General features: G+C 73.8%; 18 protein-coding genes. 7 read left to right on the plus strand and 11 right to left on the minus strand.

Annotation, left to right across the window (positions count from 1 at the left end; all coding sequences use genetic code 11):
- Positions 1-259: 259 nt before the first annotated feature.
- Positions 260-1,621, plus strand: coding sequence for a DUF2252 domain-containing protein (locus ACVWNX_RS25835; protein ID WP_454410336.1), 1,362 nt, complete (start codon positions 260-262; stop codon positions 1,619-1,621).
- 91 nt (positions 1,622-1,712) lie between these two features.
- On the opposite strand, the gene ACVWNX_RS25840 is transcribed toward ACVWNX_RS25835, so the two are convergent.
- The 4 genes from ACVWNX_RS25840 to ACVWNX_RS25855 form a co-directional block, all read right to left on the minus strand.
- The gene (locus ACVWNX_RS25840) at positions 1,713-2,177 is read right to left on the minus strand and encodes a DUF7144 family membrane protein (RefSeq protein ID WP_454410338.1); all 465 of its coding nucleotides are present in this window, start codon (positions 2,175-2,177) and stop codon (positions 1,713-1,715) included.
- A gap of 432 nt (positions 2,178-2,609) precedes the next feature.
- Positions 2,610-3,650 (minus strand): methylmalonyl Co-A mutase-associated GTPase MeaB, encoded by a 1,041-nt coding sequence (gene meaB, locus ACVWNX_RS25845; RefSeq protein WP_454410340.1) that lies wholly within the window; start codon positions 3,648-3,650, stop codon positions 2,610-2,612.
- Between the two features lie 10 nt (positions 3,651-3,660).
- Positions 3,661-5,865, minus strand: coding sequence for a methylmalonyl-CoA mutase (gene scpA / locus ACVWNX_RS25850; RefSeq protein ID WP_454410342.1), 2,205 nt, complete (start codon positions 5,863-5,865; stop codon positions 3,661-3,663).
- Positions 5,865-7,724, minus strand: a complete 1,860-nt coding sequence (locus tag ACVWNX_RS25855) for a methylmalonyl-CoA mutase subunit beta (protein WP_454410344.1) — start codon at positions 7,722-7,724, stop codon at positions 5,865-5,867. The genes scpA and ACVWNX_RS25855 overlap by 1 nt, the downstream gene beginning before the upstream one ends.
- Positions 7,725-8,059: 335 nt before the next feature.
- Between ACVWNX_RS25855 and ACVWNX_RS25860 the strand changes: the two genes are divergently transcribed.
- Positions 8,060-8,374, plus strand: coding sequence for a hypothetical protein (locus ACVWNX_RS25860; RefSeq protein WP_454410346.1), 315 nt, complete (start codon positions 8,060-8,062; stop codon positions 8,372-8,374).
- Positions 8,371-8,688 (plus strand): type II toxin-antitoxin system PemK/MazF family toxin, encoded by a 318-nt coding sequence (locus tag ACVWNX_RS25865; RefSeq protein WP_454410348.1) that lies wholly within the window; start codon positions 8,371-8,373, stop codon positions 8,686-8,688. The genes ACVWNX_RS25860 and ACVWNX_RS25865 overlap by 4 nt, the downstream gene beginning before the upstream one ends.
- A gap of 180 nt (positions 8,689-8,868) precedes the next feature.
- Here the strand turns inward: ACVWNX_RS25865 and glnA are convergent, their stop codons facing one another.
- On the minus strand, positions 8,869-10,278 hold the full coding sequence (gene glnA / locus ACVWNX_RS25870) for a type I glutamate--ammonia ligase (RefSeq protein ID WP_454410350.1): 1,410 nt from the start codon (positions 10,276-10,278) through the stop codon (positions 8,869-8,871).
- A 283-nt stretch (positions 10,279-10,561) separates the two neighbouring features.
- Here glnA and ACVWNX_RS25875 point away from each other — a divergent pair, with 283 nt between their 5' ends.
- Positions 10,562-11,029 (plus strand): RDD family protein, encoded by a 468-nt coding sequence (locus tag ACVWNX_RS25875; protein ID WP_454410352.1) that lies wholly within the window; start codon positions 10,562-10,564, stop codon positions 11,027-11,029.
- Between the two features lie 415 nt (positions 11,030-11,444).
- Here ACVWNX_RS25875 and ACVWNX_RS25880 read toward each other — a convergent pair whose 3' ends face one another.
- A complete protein-coding gene (locus ACVWNX_RS25880) occupies positions 11,445-12,143 on the minus strand; it encodes a DUF4191 domain-containing protein (protein ID WP_454410354.1) in 699 nt (232 codons plus the stop codon).
- Between the two features lie 231 nt (positions 12,144-12,374).
- On the opposite strand from ACVWNX_RS25880, the gene ACVWNX_RS25885 reads away from it, so the two are divergent.
- Positions 12,375-13,253, plus strand: coding sequence for an SDR family oxidoreductase (locus tag ACVWNX_RS25885; protein ID WP_454410356.1), 879 nt, complete (start codon positions 12,375-12,377; stop codon positions 13,251-13,253).
- A 181-nt stretch (positions 13,254-13,434) separates the two neighbouring features.
- On the opposite strand, the gene ACVWNX_RS25890 is transcribed toward ACVWNX_RS25885, so the two are convergent.
- The 3 genes from ACVWNX_RS25890 to lipB form a co-directional block, all read right to left on the minus strand.
- Positions 13,435-13,635, minus strand: coding sequence for a hypothetical protein (locus ACVWNX_RS25890; protein ID WP_454410358.1), 201 nt, complete (start codon positions 13,633-13,635; stop codon positions 13,435-13,437).
- A gap of 642 nt (positions 13,636-14,277) precedes the next feature.
- Positions 14,278-15,243: a lipoyl synthase gene (gene lipA / locus ACVWNX_RS25895; protein WP_454410360.1), complete on the minus strand. Its 966-nt coding sequence runs from the start codon at positions 15,241-15,243 to the stop codon at positions 14,278-14,280.
- 157 nt (positions 15,244-15,400) lie between these two features.
- A complete protein-coding gene (lipB, locus tag ACVWNX_RS25900; protein WP_454410362.1) occupies positions 15,401-16,204 on the minus strand; it encodes a lipoyl(octanoyl) transferase LipB in 804 nt (267 codons plus the stop codon).
- 224 nt (positions 16,205-16,428) lie between these two features.
- On the opposite strand from lipB, the gene ACVWNX_RS25905 reads away from it, so the two are divergent.
- Positions 16,429-17,994, plus strand: coding sequence for a regulator (locus tag ACVWNX_RS25905; protein WP_454410364.1), 1,566 nt, complete (start codon positions 16,429-16,431; stop codon positions 17,992-17,994).
- 59 nt (positions 17,995-18,053) lie between these two features.
- Here the strand turns inward: ACVWNX_RS25905 and ACVWNX_RS25910 are convergent, their stop codons facing one another.
- Positions 18,054-19,394 carry an NAD(P)/FAD-dependent oxidoreductase gene (locus ACVWNX_RS25910; RefSeq protein WP_454410366.1) on the minus strand — a complete coding sequence of 447 codons (1,341 nt, stop codon included), beginning with the start codon at positions 19,392-19,394 and terminating at the stop codon, positions 18,054-18,056.
- A gap of 307 nt (positions 19,395-19,701) precedes the next feature.
- Positions 19,702-20,601, minus strand: coding sequence for a TIGR01777 family oxidoreductase (locus tag ACVWNX_RS25915; protein WP_454410368.1), 900 nt, complete (start codon positions 20,599-20,601; stop codon positions 19,702-19,704).
- A 109-nt stretch (positions 20,602-20,710) separates the two neighbouring features.
- On the opposite strand from ACVWNX_RS25915, the gene ACVWNX_RS25920 reads away from it, so the two are divergent.
- Positions 20,711-21,199, plus strand: a complete 489-nt coding sequence (locus tag ACVWNX_RS25920; RefSeq protein ID WP_454410370.1) for a GNAT family N-acetyltransferase — start codon at positions 20,711-20,713, stop codon at positions 21,197-21,199.
- The last annotated feature ends 2 nt before the right edge of the window (positions 21,200-21,201 follow it).

Genomic DNA, 21,201 nt, shown 5'->3' on the forward strand with positions numbered 1-21,201 from the left:
CCGGTGCGACGACCACCGGGACGGCCGTCGCACCGGGCCTCCGGAGCCGCCGTCCGGGGCGGGGCCCGGACCGGGGGAGCGTTCCCCGGCCCGGGTCCGGGCTCGACGGGTGGGCCCCGCTCCGGGCTCACCCGTTCGCCCACCGGCGGTGCGGCCCGGGGCCGGTTCCCGTTCACTGGGGGCATCACGCGGCGTACCCCGGGAGGCTGATCGTGCCGAGGAACCCCAGGACCCCGACCGCCGACCCCCGGTGGACGGAGTGATCCCCGTCGGACGGCCCGCGGACCGCACGCCCGGGGCCCGCGCCGAACGGGGCCGCCTCGCCCGCAAACGGGTCCCCCGCAGCGCCCACGGCGCCTGGATCCCGGCCGTCGGCCGCCCCGACCCGGTCGCCGTCCTGGAACGCCAGGGCGCCGACCGGGTCCCCGAACTGCTCCCCATCCGCTACGGACGGATGGCGCTCTCCCCGTTCGCGTTCCTGCGCGGCGCCGCCGCCGTGATGGCCGGTGACCTCGCCGCCACCGAGAACACCGGGCTCACCGTCCAGCTCTGCGGTGACGCCCATCTGCTGAACTTCGGGCTCTTCGCCTCGCCCGAGCGCGCCCTGCTCTTCGACGTCAACGACTTCGACGAGACCTTCCCCGGGCCCTTCGAGTGGGACGTCAAACGCCTCGCCGCGAGCGCCGCCGTCGCCGCCCGGGACAACGGCTTCGGCAAGACCACCGCCCAGCGCGCCGCGCGGGAGAGCGTCACCCAGTACCGGCTGATGATCCGCCGGCTCGCCGCGCTCGGCGAACTGGACGTCTGGTACAACCACATCGACACCACCGGCATCATGCGGCTGATCCGCCCCAGCGGACGCAAGCAGGCCCGTGCCACCTTCGCCCGGGCCCGGCGCCGCACCAGCCTCCAGGCCCTCGGCAAGCTCACCGCGGTGGTCGACGGGCGCCGCCGGATCGTCGACGATCCGCCGCTCGTCGAACGGGTCGCCGGACCGGACCTCACCGAACTGCGCAAGATGTTCAGCGACTACCGCTCCACCCTCTCCGAGGAGCGCCGGGTCCTCCTGGACCGCTACCGGTTCGTGGACGCCGCCCGCAAGGTCGTCGGCGTCGGCAGCGTCGGCACCCGCTGCTTCATCGTGCTGCTCACCGGCCGCGACGACACCGACCCGCTGTTCCTCCAGATCAAGGAGGCGAGCGCGTCCGTCCTGGAGGAACACCTCCCGAACGGCGTCTACGACCATCCCGGCCGCCGGGTCGTCGCCGGACAACGGCTCACCCAGGCCGCCAGCGACATCTTCCTCGGCTGGATGACCGGCCCCCAGGGACGCTCCTACTACTGGCGCCAGCTACGGGACATGAAGGGCTCGGTGGACCTCGCCACCCTCGCCGCGGGGCAGCTCGTCCGCTACGCGGGACTGTGCGGGGCCTCCCTGGCCCGCGCCCACGCCCGCTCCGGGGACCGGATCGCGCTCGCCGCCTACCTCGGCAACGGAGACACCTTCGACCGGGCCGTCGCGGACTTCGCGCTGCGCTACGCGACGGCGAACGCCGCCGACCACGCCGCCCTGGAGGCGTCGATCGCGGCGGGCGTCATCGCGGCGGAACCCGGCGTGTGAGCGGAGCCGGCCGTCGGGTTCCGGGGCGCACGGACGTGACGGCCGGCCCGCGGAGCGCGGGCCGGCCGTCACGGTGACCGTTGCGGAACGGTCAGAGCACCGCGTCCTCATGCCCCGGCGAGCTGCACAGCGCCCAGATCACGAAGACGCCGATGGCGATGCTCACCAGCGCCCACAGCGGCTGGTACGGCAGCCAGATGAAGTTGAGGACCACGCTCAGCGCGGCGAGCCCCACGCCGAGCGCCCGCGCCCAGTCGGCGCCCTTGAGGATGCCGTAGCCCACGATCGCCACCAGCACCCCGAGGACGAGGTGGATCCAGCCCCAACTGGTCAGGTTGAACTCGAAGACGTAGTCGCCGACCGTCGCGTACACGTCGTCCTCGGCGATGGCCGCGATCCCGTTCAGGACCGCCAGCACACCGGAGACCAGCATCAGGACTCCGGCGAAGACGGTCCCCCCGGTGACCCACCCGTCGTGCGACGACGACTTCCGGTGCGGCGTCGGCGCCCCGCCGGTACCCGCCCCGCCGGTGGGCGGGGGTGTGCTGCTGCTCATGGGTTCTCCCCTCGAAGGGCGGTCCCCCGGCCAGTGCCGAGCGGCGGTCCCCCGGTGGGGGCCGCCGGGGACCCGGTGCCCCGAGCGTCCGCCGCCCGCCGCCCGGCGGCGAACGGAGTGCCGCCGAACGGGTGAATCGCGCGCTCCCGTCCCGTCCGGCGGCATGACATCCGCCCGGACGGGGTATGCCGCCCTGTCTCCGCGCCCGTCCTCCGACCGCGTCGGGCCGTACGCGGAACGTGCCCGTCCCCCGGCCGTGCCGGGGGACGCGTGCCCGGGCCCGCGCGTCCGGGACCGGCGCGTCCGGGGAGCCCCGCGCTACGAGGTCCCGTCCGTGGCCCCGTGCCCGGTTCCGTCCCCGTCCGGGGTCCCGCCCCCGTCCCGGTCTCCGGACCGGGACCCGGGACCGCGCGTCCGGGGAGCAGCCCCGCGCTACGAGGTCCCGTCTGTGGCCTCGTGCCCGGTCCCGTCTCCGTTCGGGGTCCCGCCCCCGTCCCCGAAGGCGTCCAGGATCCGGCGGGCCGCCAGGGTCGCCGTCAGCTCGCCGTCCCGTACCCGCCGCTCCAGCTCCGGTACCAGCGCCCGTACCGGGGGGTGGGAGCGCAACCGCTCCCACAGCTCGTCCCGGACCATCGACCAGGTCCAGTCCACCTGCTGCTCCCGCCGCTTCGCGGCCAGCGCGCCCGTCCCGTCGAGCAGCGCGCGGTGCTCCTCCACCCGCTCCCACACCGCGTTCAGCCCGGTGCCCTCCCGGGCGCTGCAACTCAGCACCGGGGTGTGCCACGCGGCGTCCGGCGTCCGCAGCAGCCGCAGCGCGCCCGCCAGCTCCCGGGCCGCCGCGCGGGCGTCGCGTTCCTGGGGGCCGTCGGCCTTGTTGACGGCGATCACGTCCGCCAGCTCCAGCACGCCCTTCTTGATGCCCTGCAACTGGTCCCCGGTGCGGGCCAGCGACAGCAGCAGGAAGGTGTCCACCATCTCCGCGACGGCCGTCTCCGACTGGCCCACCCCGACCGTCTCCACCAGCACCACGTCGTACCCGGCAGCCTCCATCACCACCATCGACTCCCGGGTGGCCCGCGCCACCCCGCCCAGGGTGCCCGCCGTGGGGGAGGGCCGGACGAACGCCGCCGGATCCACCGCCAGCCGCTCCATCCGGGTCTTGTCCCCGAGGATCGACCCGCCGGTCCGGGTGGACGAGGGATCGACGGCGAGCACCGCGACCCGGTGACCCCGCCCGGTCAGCGCCGTCCCCAGGGCGTCGACGAACGTCGACTTGCCGACCCCCGGCACCCCGCTGATCCCCACCCGCCGGGAGCGCCCGGCGTGCGGCAGCAGCGCGGTCAGCAGCTCCTGCGCCAGGGCCCGGTGGTCGGCCCGGGCCGACTCCACGAGCGTGATCGCCCGGGCGATCGAGGCCCGTCGGCCGTCGAGCACCCCCCGTACGTACCCGTCGAGATCGATCGTCCTCGCCACGGCCCCCGGGTCACCGCTCCCCGGACTCGTGGCCGAGCAGCCCGGACAACCGGTCCACCAGGTCGTACGCCGCGTCCGGGATGACGGTGCCGGGCGGGAACACCGCCGCCGCGCCCGCCTCATGCAGCGCCGCCACGTCCTGCGGCGGGATCACCCCGCCGACCACGATCATGATGTCCTCGCGGCCCTCGCGCGCCAGCTCCTCGCGCAGCGCCGGGACCAGGGTGAGGTGCCCGGCGGCCAGCGAGGACACCCCGACGATGTGCACGTCCGCCTCGACGGCCTGCCGCGCCACCTCCGCCGGGGTCTGGAACAGCGGGCCCACGTCCACGTCGAAGCCGAGGTCCGCGAACGCCGTCGCGATCACCTTCTGTCCCCGGTCGTGGCCGTCCTGCCCCATCTTCGCCACCAGGATGCGCGGACGGCGGCCCTCCGCCTCGGCGAAGGCGTCGACCAGCGCCCGGGTGCGGGCCACGGACGGCGAGGTGCCTGCTTCGGTGCGGTACACACCCGAGATCGTACGGATCTGCCCCGCGTGCCGTCCGTACACCCGCTCCAACGCGTCGGAGATCTCCCCGACGGTGGCCTCGGCGCGGGCCGCGTCCACCGCGAGCGCCAGCAGGTTGCCGTCCAGACCGGGGCCCGGTGCCTTCCCCGCCGCGTCGGTGAGGGCGCGCAGCGCGTCCCGGCAGGCCGTCTCGTCGCGCTCCGCCCGCAGTCGCCGCAACTTGGCGACCTGCTGTTCGCGGACGGAGGAGTTGTCGACCTTCAGCACCTCGATCCGCTCGTCGTCGTCCACCCGGTACTTGTTGACGCCGATCACCGGCTGCCGCCCGGAGTCGATCCACGCTTGCGTCCGGGCCGCCGCCTCCTCCACCCGCAGCTTGGGGATGCCCGCCTCGATCGCCCGCGCCATCCCGCCCGCCGCCTCCACCTCCCGGATGTGCGCCCACGCCCGCCGCGCCAGGTCGTACGTCAGCCGCTCCACGTACGCGCTGCCGCCCCACGGGTCGATGACCCGGGTGGTGCCCGACTCCTGCTGGATCAGCAGCTGGGTGTTGCGGGCGATCCGCGCGGAGAAGTCCGTCGGCAGCGCCAGCGCCTCGTCCAGCGCGTTGGTGTGCAGCGACTGGGTGTGCCCCTGGGTCGCCGCCATCGCCTCCACACAGGTGCGCGTCACGTTGTTGAACACGTCCTGCGCGGTCAGCGACCACCCCGAGGTCTGCGCATGGGTGCGCAGCGACAGCGACTTGGGGTTCGACGGCCCGAACTCCCGGACCAGCCGGGCCCACAGCAACCGCGCCGCCCGCAACTTGGCGATCTCCATGAAGAAGTTCATGCCGATCGCCCAGAAGAACGACAGCCGGGGCGCGAACGCGTCCACCTCCAGCCCCGCCGCCCGCCCCGCCCGCAGGTACTCCACCCCGTCCGCCAGGGTGTACGCCAGCTCCAGGTCGGCCGTCGCCCCCGCCTCCTGGATGTGGTACCCGGAGATGGAGATCGAGTTGTAGCGGGGCATCCGCCGCGAGGTGTACGCGAAGATGTCGGAGATGATCCGCATCGACGGCTCCGGCGGATAGATGTACGTGTTGCGGACCATGAACTCCTTGAGGATGTCGTTCTGGATGGTCCCCGCCAGCCGCTCCGGCGGCACGCCCTGCTCCTCGGCCGCCACGATGTACAGCGCCAGCACCGGCAGCACCGCGCCGTTCATCGTCATCGACACCGTCATCCGGTCCAGCGGGATGCCGTCGAAGAGCTGCCGCATGTCGTGGATCGAGTCGATGGCCACGCCCGCCATGCCCACGTCGCCGGTGACCCGGGGGTGGTCGCTGTCGTACCCCCGGTGCGTCGGCAGGTCGAAGGCGACGGACAACCCCTTCTGCCCGGCGGCCAGATTGCGCCGGTAGAACGCGTTGGACTCCTCCGCCGTCGAGAACCCCGCGTACTGCCGGATCGTCCACGGCTGGTTGACGTACATCGTCGGGTACGGGCCGCGCAGATAGGGGGCGATCCCCGGATAGGTGTCCAGGAAGTCCAGCTCCGCGAGGTCCCGCCCGGTGTACAGCCGCTTCACCGGGATGCCCTCCGGGGTCTCCCAGCGCGTCTCGTCGCCCTGCCCGGTGGCCTCCTTCACCGCCGTCCGCCACAGCTCCTCGGAACCCGTGCCGGGCGCGTCGCCCAGCTCGACACCGGTGAAGTCGGGGATCGCCATCACGCCACTCCCAGCTGGTCGAGAACGGAGGCCAGGGTCTCCACCGCGTCGCCGCCCGCGAAGACGTGACCGTCCACGGCCACCCCCGGACGGTCCGCCGGACGGCCCGCCAGGAGCACCCGCCCGGCGCCCGCCCCCCGCAACGCGGCGGCGACCGGACCCGCCTCCGTCAGATACCGGTCGTCACCGGAGCACAGGCACGCGATCCCGGCGCCGCTCGCCGCGAACGCCCCGGCCGCCGACTCCGCGTCCACCGTCACCGGATCGTGGACCGGCTCGATCCCCCCGGCCCGGAACAGGTTCGCGGCGAACGTGACCCGCGCGGTGTGCTCGGCGGCCGGGCCCAGCGCCGCCAGGAACACCCGGGGCCGGACGCCGGTGCGCGCGAGGTGCGCGTCCGCGCGGGCCCGCAGCGCCTCGAAGTCCTCGTCCCGGCGCACCCGGGGCAGCCCCCCGGACACCCGGGCGTCCGGCGCCGCCCGCTCCACCGGCCGCTCCACCAGCGACGGGAACTCGCTGACGCCCGTCACCGGCTCCCGCCGGGTCGCCAGCCGTCGCTTCCGCGCCGCCCAGGTCGCGGCCAACCGCTCGGCGACGAACCCGGACCGCAGCGCCCCGGGCAGTCCGCCCGCGCGCTCCACCTCCCGGAAGAACTCCCAGCCCGCGTGGGCGAGTTCGTCCGTCAGTCGTTCCACGTACCAGGAGCCGCCCGCCGGGTCGGTCACCCGGGCCAGCTGCGACTCCTCCACCAGGATCGTCGAGGTGTTGCGGGCGATCCGGCGCGCGAACGCGTCCGGCGCCCCGATCGCCTCGTCGAACGGCAGCACCGTCACCGCGTCCGCCCCGCCGACCCCGGCGCCCAGCGCGGCCAGCGTCGTCCGCAGCATGTTCACCCACGGGTCGCGCCGGGTCATCATCACCGACGACGTCACCGCGTGCTGCCGCTGCGCCCCGACGGGACCCGGCGCGCCGGAGACCTCCGCGACCCGGGCCCACAGCCGCCGGGCCGCCCGCGACTTGGCGATGGTCAGGAACTGGTCGGCGCTCGCCGCGTACCGGAACTCCAGCTGTCCGCACGCCTCGGCGACGTCCAGCCCCGCGTCGGTGAGCAGTCGCAGATAGGCCACCCCGGTCGCCAGCGACAGTCCCAGTTCCTGGACGGCCGAGGCCCCGGCCTCGTGGTACGGCAGCGCGTCGGCGGTCAGTGCCCGGACGCCCGGCCACCGCGCGAGGGCGGCCCGCGCCAGCTCCACCGCGTCCCCGGTGCCGGTCGGGCGTCCGGAGCGGGCCTCGTACCCGAGGGGGTCGGCGCCCAGCCGTCCGCGCACCAGCGCCGGGTCCGCGCCGCGCTCCTCGTGCAGCGCCAGCAGGGCCCGTCCGGCCGCCCCGTACCCCTCGCCCGCCTCCAGGGCGACGGGCGCCAGGTCCAGGTACACCCCGTCCAGCGCCCGGCCGAGTCCGTCGGGGGTCAGCCCGCCCGGCCCCAGCACCAGCCAGACCGAGGTGGCCCCGTTCTCCAGATCGGTGAGCACGTCCTCGTTGACCCGCGCGGGGTCGCTCCCGGTGTGCCGCTGCCGCACGTCCCAGCCACCGGAGACCACCCCTTCGGGCCGCCCGCCCCGGACGAAGGGCGCGAACCCGGGGAACCCGGCGTCGGCCACCGCGTCCCGCGCGGTGTACAGGGGCCGGGTGGTGAGCCCGTCCTCGATGGTGGTGGACAGCGCCCGCTCGGCGTCGTCCCCCGAGGCGTCCCGACCCGACTTGCGCAGCACGCCTTCCACGAGGCGCTGCCACTGCTCATGGGTCGCTTCAGGGAACTCGGCGGCCAGCGGGAGCCCGTCGTCAGGCAGGACCGTCATGCCCAGATGCTAGGCCCTCACACCGGGGTGACAGCAGAGGACGGATTGTGAGTTTTTCCTCAAGAACGTGCGGTGTTTCATGCCGGTTGATCCGCTTATTCCCGTGAGGCGGGCGGCACCGGGACCATCCGGGCCGATGACCGGAACGGGGGCGGTTGCTCACCTGTTCGGGGGAGGAGCGTGTTCCGTTCGGTCCGGCCGTATCGCCGTGCACACAGCCTGCCCGTGGCGGTCGGCGCGGACGCGGGTACGGACCCGAGGCCGGGTGGAAGCGGAGGGGGCGAGGCAAGAAGCCGTCTTTGACTTGATGCATAAACTGCTGCACAATATGATGCATGAGCATCAAGACCCGCAAGAGCGTCCCCTTGGACGCTCTCGTCGAAGAAGCGATGGAACGGGTGCGTCGGCACGACAGTCCGGAGGCGCTCGCGCTCTGCCAGGTCACTGGAATAAAGGTGGCCGACGACACCTCTGACTCCGAGATCCTTCGCGCGCTGCTCAACGCCGGCCGCGTCGCGGTCCAGGAAAAGGTGCTGGAGAACGGCTACGCCGCCCTCGCGGCAGCTCAGGATGACGAGGATCGCGCCTACGCCGCAGCCATGCGGGACCGCGGGGCTCGCCGCCGGAGCCGCGTCGGGGCGGGTGAATGAGCGACATCGTTCCGGTTCGAGGGCGTGTGTACCGAGCGGATCTCGGGCATGGCCTCAAACCCTGGCTCGTGGTGTCGAACAACGCGCGGAACCGTGCGCTCGACGATCTCATCGTCGTCCGCATCACCACATCTGTGAAACCGGAGCTTCCCAGCATCGTCGAGCTGGGGAAGGACGATCCGCTCGTGGGGCGGGTGCTGTGCGATGACCTCGGGCCGCTCTACCGCGACGAGATCCGAGGCGACCTGGGCGCCCTCTCCCACCAGACCATGCTCAAGGTGGCTACCGCCCTCCAGCACGTGCTCGCCATCTGACGACGATGCCCCCACTCTTTCGGTGGGGGCATCGTCGTGTCTGCGCGTCAGAGCCCGCCGTGCTCGAAGAGGAGCGGGGCCTCGCCCATGCGACGTTTCCACAGACCGAAAGAGGCCGCCGGTCCCGAGGGGGATCGGCGGCCTCTCGTCGCTCGGGCGGGGTCGGACCCCGTCAGCGGCTTACAGGTCGAAGTACAGCTCGAACTCGTGCGGGTGCGGACGGAGCTGGATCGGGGCGATCTCGTGCGTCCGCTTGTAGTCGATCCAGGTCTCGATCAGGTCGGAGGTGAACACCCCGCCGGCCTGGAGGTACTCGTTGTCGCTCTCCAGGGCGTCGAGCACCGCCGGGAGGGAGGTCGGGACCTGGGCCACGCCCGCGTGCTCCTCGGGAGCCAGCTCGTAGAGGTCCTTGTCGATCGGCTCGGCCGGCTCGATCTTGTTCTTGACGCCGTCGAGGCCCGCGAGCAGCAGCGCGGAGAAGGCCAGGTACGGGTTGGAGGACGGGTCCGGGGCGCGGAACTCGACGCGCTTGGCCTTCGCGTTGGAGCCGGTGATCGGGATGCGCATCGCGGCGGAGCGGTTGCGCTGCGAGTACACCAGGTTGATCGGGGCCTCGAAGCCGGGCACCAGACGGTGGTACGAGTTCACCGTCGGGTTGGTGAACGCCAGCAGCGACGGCGCGTGCTTGAGGATGCCGCCGATGTAGTAGCGGGCGGTGTCCGAGAGGCCCGCGTAGCCCTGCTCGTCGTAGAAGAGGGGCTCGCCGCCGCTCCACAGCGACTGGTGGACGTGCATGCCCGAACCGTTGTCACCGAAGATCGGCTTCGGCATGAAGGTCGCGGTCTTGCCGTTGCGCCAGGCGACGTTCTTCACGATGTACTTGAAGAGCATCAGGTCGTCGGCCGCGGCGAGCAGCGTGTTGAACTTGTAGTTGATCTCGGCCTGACCGGCGGTGCCCACCTCGTGGTGCTGGCGCTCGACCTGGAGGCCCACGTTCTCCAGCTCCAGGGAGATCTCTGCGCGCAGGTCGGCGAAGTGGTCGACCGGCGGGGCCGGGAAGTAGCCGCCCTTGTAGCGGACCTTGTAGCCGCGGTTGTTCTCGACCGCACCGGTGTTCCAGGCGCCCGCCTCGGAGTCGATGTGGTAGAAGCCCTCGTTCGCGGAGGTGCTGAACCGCACCGAGTCGAAGACGTAGAACTCGGCCTCGGGGCCGAAGAACGCGGTGTCCGCGATCCCGGTGGAGGCCAGGTACGCCTCCGCCTTCTTGGCGATGTTGCGCGGGTCGCGGCTGTACTGCTCGCCCGTGATCGGGTCGTGGATGAAGAAGTTGATGTTGACGGTCTTGTCCCGGCGGAACGGGTCGACCCGGGCCGTCGACAGGTCGGCACGGAGTGCCATGTCGGACTCGTGGATCGCCTGGAAACCGCGGATCGACGAACCGTCGAACGCCAGCTCCTCGTCCGGGTCGAACGCCGAGGCCGGGATGGTGAAGTGCTGCATCACTCCCGGCAGGTCGCAGAAGCGGACGTCGACGAACTTGACGTCGTTGTCGGCGAAGTACTTCTTGGCCTCGTCGGCGTTCTGGAACATCCAACTCCTCCTCGTCCCGACCCGGGAGGGGCGGGGTTGCAACTCGTTCGCGCGCCAGTGCGGTGGCGCACGCTCGCCCCGACCTTAGGGACGCGGGATTTCCCGAGCGTGACCCATTTGTTTCGCCGAAGTTAACCGGCCCGGCCGATCCGTCCGCCGGGCCCCGTCCCGCCGGGCCTCCCACGGGTTCCGCCCCCGTCCGCCCCGTCCAGGGCCGTCAACCCGGCGGGCCCCGCCGCACCCCCGGCGCTGATCCGTCCGCGCGCCCGGTTACCGTGGACGGGTGGACAAGAGGCAAGCAATCGGATCGTGGCTCTCCGGCCCCCGCGAGGCCGCGGAGAGCGCGGGCGTCGACTTCGGCTACCGGGGTCAGCAACTGGGTCTGCCCGAGACGGGCCCCGGCTCGATCGCCCGCCCGGGGCGCCGACTGGGCGCCCTCGCCGTCGACTGGGCCCTGTGCCTGCTGATCGCATACGGTCTGTTCACCGACGGCTATCAGCAGAGCACCAGCAACTGGGCCCTGCTGGTGCTCTTCGTCCTGAACGTGCTCACCGTCGGCACGGTCGGCTTCACCCCCGGCCGCCGCCTCTTCGGGCTCCGGGTCATCGCCGAGGACGGCGGCCACATCCGCCCCCTGCGCGCGCTCCTGCGCAGCGTCCTGCTGTGCCTCGGCATCCCGCCCCTGGTCTGGGACCGCGACGGTCGTGGTCTGCACGACAAGCTGGCACGGTCGCTCGAAGTCCGGATCTGATCGTCGTCCGCGCGTCCGCGTCCGCGTCTGATCACCGCGTTCCGCCGCGTCCCGCCGGGCCCTTCCGCTCCGGCCGCTGACCGGAGTCCGGGTGGTCAAGAGGGAGCCGCTCCTCCACGGGGCCGCTCCCTCTTCCCTCTTACCTCTTTCCCGCGCTCTCCGTCGGTACGGACCGCGCTCTCCGTCGGTACCGCTTCCCCGGGCCTCTCTCTTGGCGCGGCTCCCTGGCCGGTACGGCTTTCCCGTCGGTACGGAAGGCGGGCGGACTCCCGCACCGGAGTGACGGCGGACGGAGTGACGGGGACAGGGGGTGACGGCGGACGAAGAGATGGCGGACGAAGCGACCGGCGAAACGACGGAGGGCGCCGGAACCCGATGGTTCCGGCGCCCTCCGTTCGTCCTCGGCCCGGTGGGCCTATCGCGTCTTGGGGCCCTTCGGCATCCGCATGCCCTTGGGCATCGGACCCTTCGGCAGGGGCATGTTGCTCATCAGGTCGCCCATGGCGCGCAGCCGGTCGTTGGTGACGGTGACCTGGGGTCCGGTGAGCACACGGGGCAGCTTCAGCATGGTCGTGCGGACCTTCTTCAGCGGGACCTGGCCCTCGCCGGTGCCCACGATCAGGTCGTGCACGGGCACGTCCGCGACGATGCGGGCCATCTTCTTCTTCTCGGCGGCGAGGAGGCCCTTGACCCGGTTGGGGTTGCCCTCCGCGACGAGGACGATGCCCGCCTTGCCGACCGCCCGGTGCACCACGTCCTGGCTGCGGTTCATCGCCACGGCGGGAGTGGTGCTCCAGCCCCGTCCGATGTTGTCGAGGACGGCGGCTGCCGCTCCCGGCTGCCCCTCCATCTGACTGAACGCGGCCCGCTCGGCCCGGCGCCCGAAGACGATCGCGGTCGCGAGGAACGCGATCAGCAGACCGAGGATGCCCAGGTAGATCGGATGCCCGATCCAGAAGCCGAAGGCGAGGAAGACACCGAGGGTGCCGAGCCCGACCGCCGCGAGTACGAGTCCGATCTTGGAATCGGCCCTGCGGGTCATCTTGTACGTGAGGGCGATCTGCTTGAGCCGCCCGGTGTCCGCAGCGCTCGCTGCGGTGTCCTTCCTCGCCATGGTGTGAAGTCTACGTGTCCGCCCTGCCGGGGACGACGTCCGGGCGCCCCTGGTTCCCCACGGACCCCGGGGATCGCACCCGACGGGCCGGGCGAGCGGGTTCCGTGCCCCCCTCCGGCCGGAGGGGAGGGCCTGGCACCTGCCGCGCGACCGGGGCTACGCTGCGGATCCAAATACTGCGTACGGTGTACGAAAGGTGCCGTGCGCGGGCTGGGGCGACGGAGGTGTGCGATGACCAGTCTGGTGACCGGCGCGACCGGGACGGTCGGACGGCGGGTGGTGCGGGAACTGGCGGAACGGGGCGTCCGGTCACGGGCCCTGACCCGCGATCCGCGCGGGGCGGCGGGCTTCCCGGCGGACGTCGAGGTGGTGACGGGTGACCTGGCGCGGCCGGAGGGATTGACCGCCGCCCTCGACGGGGTGGAGCGGATGGTGCTGTTCCCGTACCCCGACACGGCCGCCGAGGTCGTGGCCCGGGCGAAGGCGGCGGGCGTCCGGCGGATCGTGGTGCTGTCCTCGGCGGCGGTGACCTCGGGGTACGACACCACCTTCCATCTGCCGGTGGAGCGGGCGGTGGAGGAGTCGGGCCTGGAGTGGACGTTCGTCCGCCCCGGGGAGTTCGCGGCCAACAAGCTGGAGCTGTGGGGCCCGTCGGTGCGGGCGGAGCGGGTGGTCCGGGACCTGGACCCCGACGGGCCGGCCTCCCCGCTGCACCCGGCGGACGTGGCCTCGGCGATCGTCGCCGCGCTGGTGGAGGACGGGCACACGGGCCGTGCGTACACCTTCAACGGGCCCGAGCGGCTGAGCGTGCGGGAGCAGGTCGCGATCCTCTCCCGGCTGCTGGGCGAGGAACTCGACGTCCTCACCGTCACCCCTGGTGAACTGCGGGAACGCTATCTCGCCCAGGGCGGTTTCGCGGCGGCGTCCGCCGACTTCCTGGTCGGCCACGCGGACTACGACGGGAACGGGACCGACCCGGAGGCCGGGGCGGAGTGGGACCCGGACGAGGACCTCGTCCGGGCGTCGGCGGAGATCGTGACGGGACGGCCCGCGCGGACCTTCGAGCAGTGGGCGCGCGAGAACGTCGAGGCGTTCCGGGCCGTCCCCTAGCGCACGGGGGGCGCGGCGGTCGCGGCCGTCACCCGGGCCCACGGCCGCCGTCCGGGACCCCTGCCCTCCGCCCGGGGCCCGACCGGCCGCCGTGCCCCGGCCCGTCACGTCGAACTGGACCGTCACGTCGGACCGGGCCGGACTGTCCGGGGGCGTGGCCCCCGGGGCCGGGCCGGGCGCCTCAGGAGGTGCGGGCGGTGCCGTCCAGGGAGCGGGCGAGGGCGCGCTCGGTCGCGGTGCGGTCCTCGGCCCGGCGGCGGTCCTCCAGTACGGAGGTCCAGGCGTTGCTGCGGGCGGTGCGGTGGCCGCCACGGGTGAGGAGGGCCTCGACGGCCCGCAGCGCGGTGGTGAACGACGGGAGTGCGTCGGGTGTGGCCTGCATGGTGGCGGTTCCCCCAGGGTGGCGCGGTGGTGGACGGTCGCGCGGCGGTGGGGAGCCTCACGGCTGGTGCGGCGCCGGTCCGGCCGCTTGAGGGACGTACGTCGGTGTACGGGGCGGGGACCGGCGCCACGGACATCAGGGTCTCCACCCGGTGTTACCAGCGCGTGACCCACCGGTCAAACCCGGATGACGGTGAGGCTGGGGCGCCCGGTCCGGTGGTGCGCCCCCGTTCGCGCCCCCACCTGCGGGGACCGGGGTGCGGGCACGGGCCGGGGGCTACCCGACGGTAGGGGGCTGTGCCGAGACTCACACGCGTCCGGGACGGGCCCCTCCTGTCATCGTTCCCCCGACCCGACCCGACCCGACCCGACCCGACCCGACCCGACCCGACCCGACCCGACCCGACCCGACCCGACCCGACCCGACCGGGCACTCCCGCTCCCGTCACCCTTGTGCGCGACGGAGGGGGCCGGACAATCGCGGACCCCGGACCCCGGACCCCCGACCCCCGAACCGGGCCGCGCGGTCGACGGCGCGGCGCACGGCTGCCGGGACGGCCACGGAAAAGGGCGCGGGGTGTGTGGCGGAACGTTCCGCCACACACCCCACGCCCATGTCCCGAAAGGACCGGGGACCCGCAGATCAGACCGCCTGGGCGGCGATGTACGCGCCCCGCTTCTCCACGGCCATCTGGTACAGCCGTCCGGCCCGGTACGAGGAACGGACCAGCGGTCCGGACATCACCCCGGAGAAGCCGATCTCGTCGGCCTCCTCCTTCAGCTCCACGAACTCCTGCGGCTTCACCCAGCGCTCGACGGGGTGGTGGCGCACGGAGGGGCGCAGGTACTGGGTGATGGTGATCAGCTCGCAGCCCGCCTGGTGCAGCTCGGCCAGCGCCTCGCTGATCTCCTCGCGGGTCTCGCCCATGCCGAGGATCAGGTTCGACTTGGTGACCAGCCCGGCCGCGCGGGCCTCGGTGATCACCTTCAGGGACCGCTCGTAGCGGAAGCCGGGACGGATCCGCTTGAAGATCCGGGGCACGGTCTCCACGTTGTGGGCCAGCACCTCGGGGCGCGAGGAGAAGACCTCGGCGAGGGCGTCCGGCTCCGCGTTGAAGTCGGGGATCAGCAGCTCGACCTTGGTGCGGCCGTTCTCGCGGCCGGAGGTCATGGTGTGGATCTGGCGCACGGTCTCGGCGTAGAGCCAGGCGCCGCCGTCCGCGAGGTCGTCGCGGGCGACACCGGTGATGGTGGCGTAGTTCAGGTCCATCGTGACGACGGACTCGCCCACCCGGCGCGGCTCGTCCCGGTCGAGGGCCTGGGGCTTGCCGGTGTCGATGTTGCAGAAGTCGCAACGCCGGGTGCACTGGTCACCGCCGATGAGGAACGTGGCCTCGCGGTCCTCCCAGCACTCGTAGATGTTGGGACAGCCCGCCTCCTGGCACACGGTGTGCAGCCCCTCGCCCTTCACGAGGTTCAGCATCTTCGTGTACTCGGGACCCATCTTCGCCCGGGTCTTGATCCACTCGGGCTTGCGCTCGATGGGGGTCTGGCTGTTGCGGACCTCCAGGCGCAGCATCTTGCGTCCGTCGGGTGCGACTGCGGACACATCGGCTCCCTGTGCTTCGATTCTTGGGCGTCCACCAGGGTACGCCCGAAAGGTGTAAGCCCCCGCGCCGGTGCCAACCCCGGACCCGCAGGGCGGCATTCCCGCCCGGGCGACTGGATGTAAATGGCACCGAGTGCCGCGCGGCCGTCGGGACGGCTCAGGCGGCGGCCGGGCGGCCGGGGACCTCGCGGGGCAGCGGGACGGCGTCCCCGAGGACCTCCGCCAGGTGCCGTTCCACCACCGGCAGGACGTCGGCGATGGTCACCTCCCGGCCGAGCTCGGCGGAGAGCGAGGCCACCCCCGCGTCCCGGATGCCGCACGGCACGATCCGGTCGAACCAGGTGTTGTCCGGGTTCACGTTGAGCGCGAAGCCGTGCATGGTGACGCCCTTGGCGACCCGGATGCCGATCGCGGCGATCTTGCGGTCCTCACGGCGCTGCCCCGCGTTGGACGGGGCGTACTCGGGGCCGTTCAGCCGGGGGTCGAACTCCTCGTCGGCGAGCCGGGGGTCGAAGTCCAGGGAGAGCCCGCCGGGCGCCGGGCGCTGGTCCACCGGGTCGCCGAGCACCCACACCCCGCTGCGGCCCTCGATCCGGGTGGTCTCCAGACCGAACGCGGCGCAGGTGCGGATGAGCGCCTCCTCCAGCCTGCGCACGTGCGCCACCACGTCCACCGGACGCGGCAGCTTCAGGATCGGGTAGCCGACGAGCTGGCCCGGACCGTGCCAGGTGATCTTCCCGCCCCGGTCCACGTCGATCACGGGCGTCCCGTCGAGGGGGCGCTCGCTCTCCTCGGTGCGCCGTCCGGCGGTGTAGACCGGCGGGTGTTCGAGCAGCAGGCAGGTGTCGGGCACCTCGTCGGCGAACCGGGCCGCGTGCACCCGCCGCTGCTCGTCCCAGGCCGCCTGGTACTCCACCGCGTCCGCGCCGAATCCCAGCCGGACGAACCGCAGCTCACTCACGGCACCTGCCTCCCTAGCGTTCCGGGGGCGGAATCGGCCTCGCCGCCCCCCGCCACTCTACGACCCGCCGGGACACGTCAGCCGTCGGGCCAATCCTCACACGATCGGATGAATGCGGGGCGAAGGTGGCTTTGCGGCTGAGTTCTCCCGCTACATTCGCGCCGTTCACAAGGCCATAAGGGCCGCTCAAGGTGTGGCCCGAAAGGCAGGAGACCGCACATCTGATGACGGAACGACCTCCGCAGCGCACCCCCAACCGCCAGCTAGCCGCCCTCATCGCGGAGGCAGGATTCTCCAACGCGGGGCTGGCCCGCCGAGTCGACCAGCTCGGTCTGGAACACGGGCTCGACCTGCGGTACGACAAGACGTCCGTGACCCGCTGGCTGCGCGGGCAGCAGCCGCGCGGCACCACCCCCGCCCTGATCGCGGAGGTGTTCACCCGCCGCCTGGGGCGCAGACTCACCGCCCAGGACCTGGGCCTCGACGCGTGCGCCCCGGTGTACGCCGGACTGGAGTTCGCCGCAGGCCCCGAAGAGGCGGTGGACATCGTCAGCGGGCTGTGGCGCAAGGACTCCGGCAGCCACGCCGAACTCCGCAAGATCGCCTTCACCCCGGCCGGACTCGTCGTCCCCAGCCGCGACTGGCTCATCGGCCGCGCCGACGACAAGGTCGGCCGGGGCGACGACCGGCCGCGCCCCGAGGAGCGCGCCGAACGGCCGACCGTCCCGGCGGCCCGCGCCGGACACGTCCCCGACCGGGCGGCCCGCGCCCCCGACCGGCCCGCGCGCCCCGACACCACCCCCGCCGTCCCCGGCGGGCTCCGCATCCCCGCCCAGGGCCGGGGCCCCGTGCCCCAGCAGAGACAGCGCGGCACCGAACGCGGTCCGGGCCACCGGGTCACCGCCGGGGACATCGCCGCCCTGCGCTCCGTCGCGGAGCTGTTCCGCACCCTCGACAACGCCTACGGCGGGGGCCACGCCCGCCAGGCCCTCGTCCGCTACCTGGAGCACGAGGCCGAGCCGATGCTGCGCGGCGTCTACGGCGAGCAGACCGGACGACGGCTGTTCGGCGCGGCGGCCGAACTCACCCGGCTCGCCGGGTGGACCTCGTACGACATCGGCGCGCACGGGCTCGCCCAGCGGTACTTCGTCCAGGCGCTCCGGCTCTCCCAGGCCGCGGCGGACCGGGCGTACGGCTCGTACGTCCTGGTCACCATGAGCCGGCAGGCCGTCTACCTCGGCCACGGCCGGGAGGCGGTCCAGCTGGCCCGGGTCGCCCAGCAGGGCGTCGGCTCCTCCGCCCCGCACGTCGTCCAGGCACTGCTGCACGCCGCCGAGGCGCGCGGGCACGGGGTGCTCGGCGAGGTACGGGCCTGCACCGCCTCCCTGGTCCGGGCCGAACGGGCGCTGGACGCCGCCCGGCCCGGCGACGAACCGCCGCACTGGGCGCGGTTCTTCGACGAGGCCCAGCTCGCGGACGAGTTCGGGCACTGCTACCGCGACCTCCAGCAGTACCGCGCCGCCGCCCAGCACGCGGAGCGGTCCCTGCAACTGCGCGCGCCCGGGTTCGCGCGCAGCAGGCTGTTCTGCCGGGTCGTGCTGGCCTGCGCCCGGCTCGGCCTCGGCGAGCTGGACCAGGCGTGCGCCCTCGGCGCGGAGGCCGCCCAGCAGGCCGCCGACATGCGCTCCGTCCGGGCCCTGGAGTACGTCCGGGACTTCGAACGGAGGCTGGAGCCGTACCGGGAGACCGTCCAGGCTCGCGCCTACCGGGACAAGGTCGCGCTGATCTGACCCGGTGGGTCCGACCCGACCCGACCCGACCGCGCCCCGGGGCCCCGGCCCCGGGCGGGTCAGGCCGCCAGGTGTTCCGGCGACCGGGCCAGTTCCGGGGCGAGGTCCGCGAGGACCGCCGTCGCGGCCCGGCGGCCGGACTGGACCGCACCGGCGAAGGTGCTGGTCTCCCGGTGGTCCCCGCACACGTACAGCCCGTCCAGCACCCGCACCGGCCGCCGGGGGTCGTGCGGGGCGGGCATCGCGGGCACCGCGTCCGGCAGGTGCCGCACCGACAGCACCTCCCAGCCGGAGGTCCCCGTCCCGTACAGCTCCGCCAACTGGGCGCGCACCACCCGGTCGGCGTCCGGCGGCGGGGGCCCGAGGAGCGTGGAGGAGACCAGCGAGCGTCCGGCCGGGGCCCGGGTCGGATCGACCTGGCTGACCACGGCGGTGTGCGCCACCGGGCCGCGCCGCCCGGTGGCGAGCACCCACGCGGGCTCCTCCAGCGGCGGCTCGTCCACCGCGTGGTGCACCACGGTCACCCCGTGGAAGTCCGGCACCCGCAGTCCCGGCAGCAGCCGGGCCGCCGCCCGGGCGTCGGTGGCCAGCAGCACCGCCCGGCAGCGGACCTCGCCGTGCTCCTCGGTGACGACCCGGGTGGTCGACACCGAGCGCACCCGCACCCCGGTGCGCACCGTCCCCGGCGGCAGTCCGGCGGCCAGCAGGTCCGGCAGGGCGCGGGCGCCGCCCTCGGGCAGACACAGCCGTCCCCGGGCGAAGGAGTGCAGGGCGAGGTCCGCGTACCGGCTGGACGTCGTCAGCCCCGGGTCGCAGAGCAGCGCGGACAGCAGCGGACGCAGGAAGCCGTCCACGGTCCGGGCCGGGACGCCCCGGGTCGGCAGCGCGCCCGAGGCGGCCGTCTCGGGACGGGCCAGCAGCCGTTCCACCGGGGTGTCCGCCAGCCGGGCCAGCGCGGCGCCCAGCCGGGCCTGGTCCAGCGGGCTGCCCACCCCGGCCGCGCCCCGGGGCTGCCAGCCCGTACGCGGCCCTCTGGGGGCGCTCGCTAGGGCGCGTGCGGTCTTGAACGCGCCCCGTGCGCGCCGGATGGTCCGTGGTTCACCGACCCGGTGCAGCCGCCCCTCACCGCGCACCAGCACCCCGGGCGAGAAGGGGCGCAGCACCAGTTCCTCCAGACCCGGGGCGCGCCTCAGGCCCGGGTGGGCGGTGGAGAGCGGCCGTGCTATCCGGTCGAGCAGGAAACCGTCGACCTCGTCGGTCGACATCCGGCCACCGGGCCGGTCGGTGGCTTCCAGGACGACGGTGGGTATCCCCGCCCTGGTGAGCCGTCGGGCGGCCGTGAGTCCCGCGACTCCGGCTCCCACGATGACGATGTCCGCGTGACGTGCGGGCTCAGGCACGTGCTCCTCCCCGAGGTTGCGCGGCCGCCGGGACGGTGACGCCCCCGACACGGCTCCGGAATACCCGAGTTCGCCTTCGAGCGTAGGAGCGCGCGGTCGGCCCGGGCAGGGCGCGCGACACCGTGGCACGGACGCACGGCGGTCGCACGGCGGGCCCGGCGGACCCCGGCGGGGGTGCCCACGGGGGCGCGGCCCGTCCCCGCCGTGCCGCCCGGGCCCGTCCCGTACGCCGTGCCGCCCCTTCCCGCACGACGCCGCCCGGACCCGCCCCTCACCGCGCGCCGTGGGGGACGGGCCCGGGCGGCGGTCAGCGCAGCGCGGCCCGCAGCGTCCCGTCGATGGTGTCGTGCGCGAAGACGAACCCCGACTCCAGCAGTCGCGAGGGCACCGCCCGGGTGCTGGTCAGCACGTCCGAGGCCATCTCGCCGAGCAGCAGCCGCACCATCGGCGCCGGGGCCGCGAACACGGCGGGACGGCGCAGCACCCGGCCCATCGCGGCGGTGATCTCACGGTTCGTCAGCGGCTCGGGGGCGGTCAGGTTCACCGGGCCGGACAGCCCCTCGGTGTCCAGCAGATGGCGCAGCGCGGCCACCTCGTCGTCCAGGGAGATGTAGCTCCAGTAGTGGTGCCCGTTCCCCAGCCGTCCGCCGAGGCCCGCCTTGAAGAGCGGGAACAGCCGCTGCCAGGCCCCGCCGTGCCGGGTGACGACCAGTCCCGTCCGGGCGAACACCGTCCGCACCCCGGCCTCCTCGGCGGGTGCCGCGGCCTCCTCCCACTCCACCGTCAGCGAGGGCAGGAAGCCGTGGCCGGGAGGCGCGTCCTCGTCCACCGCGCGGTCGCCGGTGTCGCCGTAGAACCCGACCGCGCTGCCGTTCACGAACACCCTCGGCGGCACCTCCAGGGAGGCGATCTCCTCCGCCAGCGTCACCGTGCCCAGCACCCGGCTGTCCCGGATCTCCCGCTTGTACGCGGGGGTCCAGCGGTGGTCGGCGATGCCCGCCCCCGCGAGGTTGACCACCGCGTCGCAGTCGGTGAGCCCGGGGGCCTCGATCCGCTGGCGGGCGGGGTCCCAGCGCACCTCGTCGGCGGACCGGGGCGGTCGGCGCACCAGCCGCACCACCCGGTGGCCGTCGGCGGTCAGCGAGCGGACGAGCGCGGTGCCGATGAGCCCGGAGGCTCCGGCCACCGCGATACGGGAAGGCTGCATGGTCCCATCCTGCCGAAGACGGACGCGCCCGCTCCGGACCGGGCCGGGCGCGGCGGGGGCCGGGAAAATCCCCCGCCCCCTCCCACACGTGCCCCCTAGGGTTGCCCCCATGCCCGATCTCCGCATCCGTCCCGCCCGCCCCGAGGACGACGGCGCCCTCACCCGTCTCGACCGGGACACCTGGTCCCCGGTGCACGCGGTGGCCCCCCGTCCCGTCCCGCCCCACGACCCCTTCTTCGACGAGCGCCACCGGCCCGGCGACCACCTGGTGGCCCTGGTCGACGGCGAGGTCGCCGGGTACGTCCGGCTCGGCTCCCCGACCCCGCTGCCGTCCAACGCCCACGTCCTCCAGATCCAGGGGCTCGCCGTCGCGGAGTCCGCCCGGGGCGCCGGGGTGGGCCGGGCGCTGCTGCGCGCGGTGACCGAGGAGTCCCGGCGGCGCGGCGCCCGGCGGCTCACCCTGCGGGTGCTCGGCCACAACGCGCCCGCCCGCGCGCTGTACGCGTCCGAGGGGTTCGTGGTGGAGGGCGTCCTGCCCGGGGAGTTCCTGGTCGGCGGGGAGTACGTGGACGACGTCCTCATGGGGCTCGCGCTGTGAGG

This window comes from Streptomyces sp. JNUCC 64 (assembly GCF_054484115.1).

Bases quoted from the DNA above. Each gene is read 5' to 3' on its own strand.
- ACVWNX_RS25920 (WP_454410370.1), top strand. From the start codon at position 20,711: ATGCCCGATCTCCGCATCCGTCCCGCCCGCCCCGAGGACGACGGCGCC.
- ACVWNX_RS25885 (WP_454410356.1), top strand. From the start codon at position 12,375: ATGACCAGTCTGGTGACCGGCGCGACCGGGACGGTCGGACGGCGGGTG.
- ACVWNX_RS25915 (WP_454410368.1), bottom strand. From the start codon at position 20,601: ATGCAGCCTTCCCGTATCGCGGTGGCCGGAGCCTCCGGGCTCATCGGC.
- glnA (WP_454410350.1), bottom strand. From the start codon at position 10,278: ATGTTCCAGAACGCCGACGAGGCCAAGAAGTACTTCGCCGACAACGAC.
- ACVWNX_RS25855 (WP_454410344.1), bottom strand. From the start codon at position 7,724: ATGACGGTCCTGCCTGACGACGGGCTCCCGCTGGCCGCCGAGTTCCCT.
- ACVWNX_RS25840 (WP_454410338.1), bottom strand. From the start codon at position 2,177: ATGAGCAGCAGCACACCCCCGCCCACCGGCGGGGCGGGTACCGGCGGG.
- ACVWNX_RS25905 (WP_454410364.1), top strand. From the start codon at position 16,429: ATGACGGAACGACCTCCGCAGCGCACCCCCAACCGCCAGCTAGCCGCC.
- ACVWNX_RS25890 (WP_454410358.1), bottom strand. From the start codon at position 13,635: ATGCAGGCCACACCCGACGCACTCCCGTCGTTCACCACCGCGCTGCGG.
- ACVWNX_RS25880 (WP_454410354.1), bottom strand. From the start codon at position 12,143: ATGGCGAGGAAGGACACCGCAGCGAGCGCTGCGGACACCGGGCGGCTC.
- ACVWNX_RS25865 (WP_454410348.1), top strand. From the start codon at position 8,371: ATGAGCGACATCGTTCCGGTTCGAGGGCGTGTGTACCGAGCGGATCTC.
- scpA (WP_454410342.1), bottom strand. From the start codon at position 5,865: ATGGCGATCCCCGACTTCACCGGTGTCGAGCTGGGCGACGCGCCCGGC.
- ACVWNX_RS25860 (WP_454410346.1), top strand. From the start codon at position 8,060: ATGAGCATCAAGACCCGCAAGAGCGTCCCCTTGGACGCTCTCGTCGAA.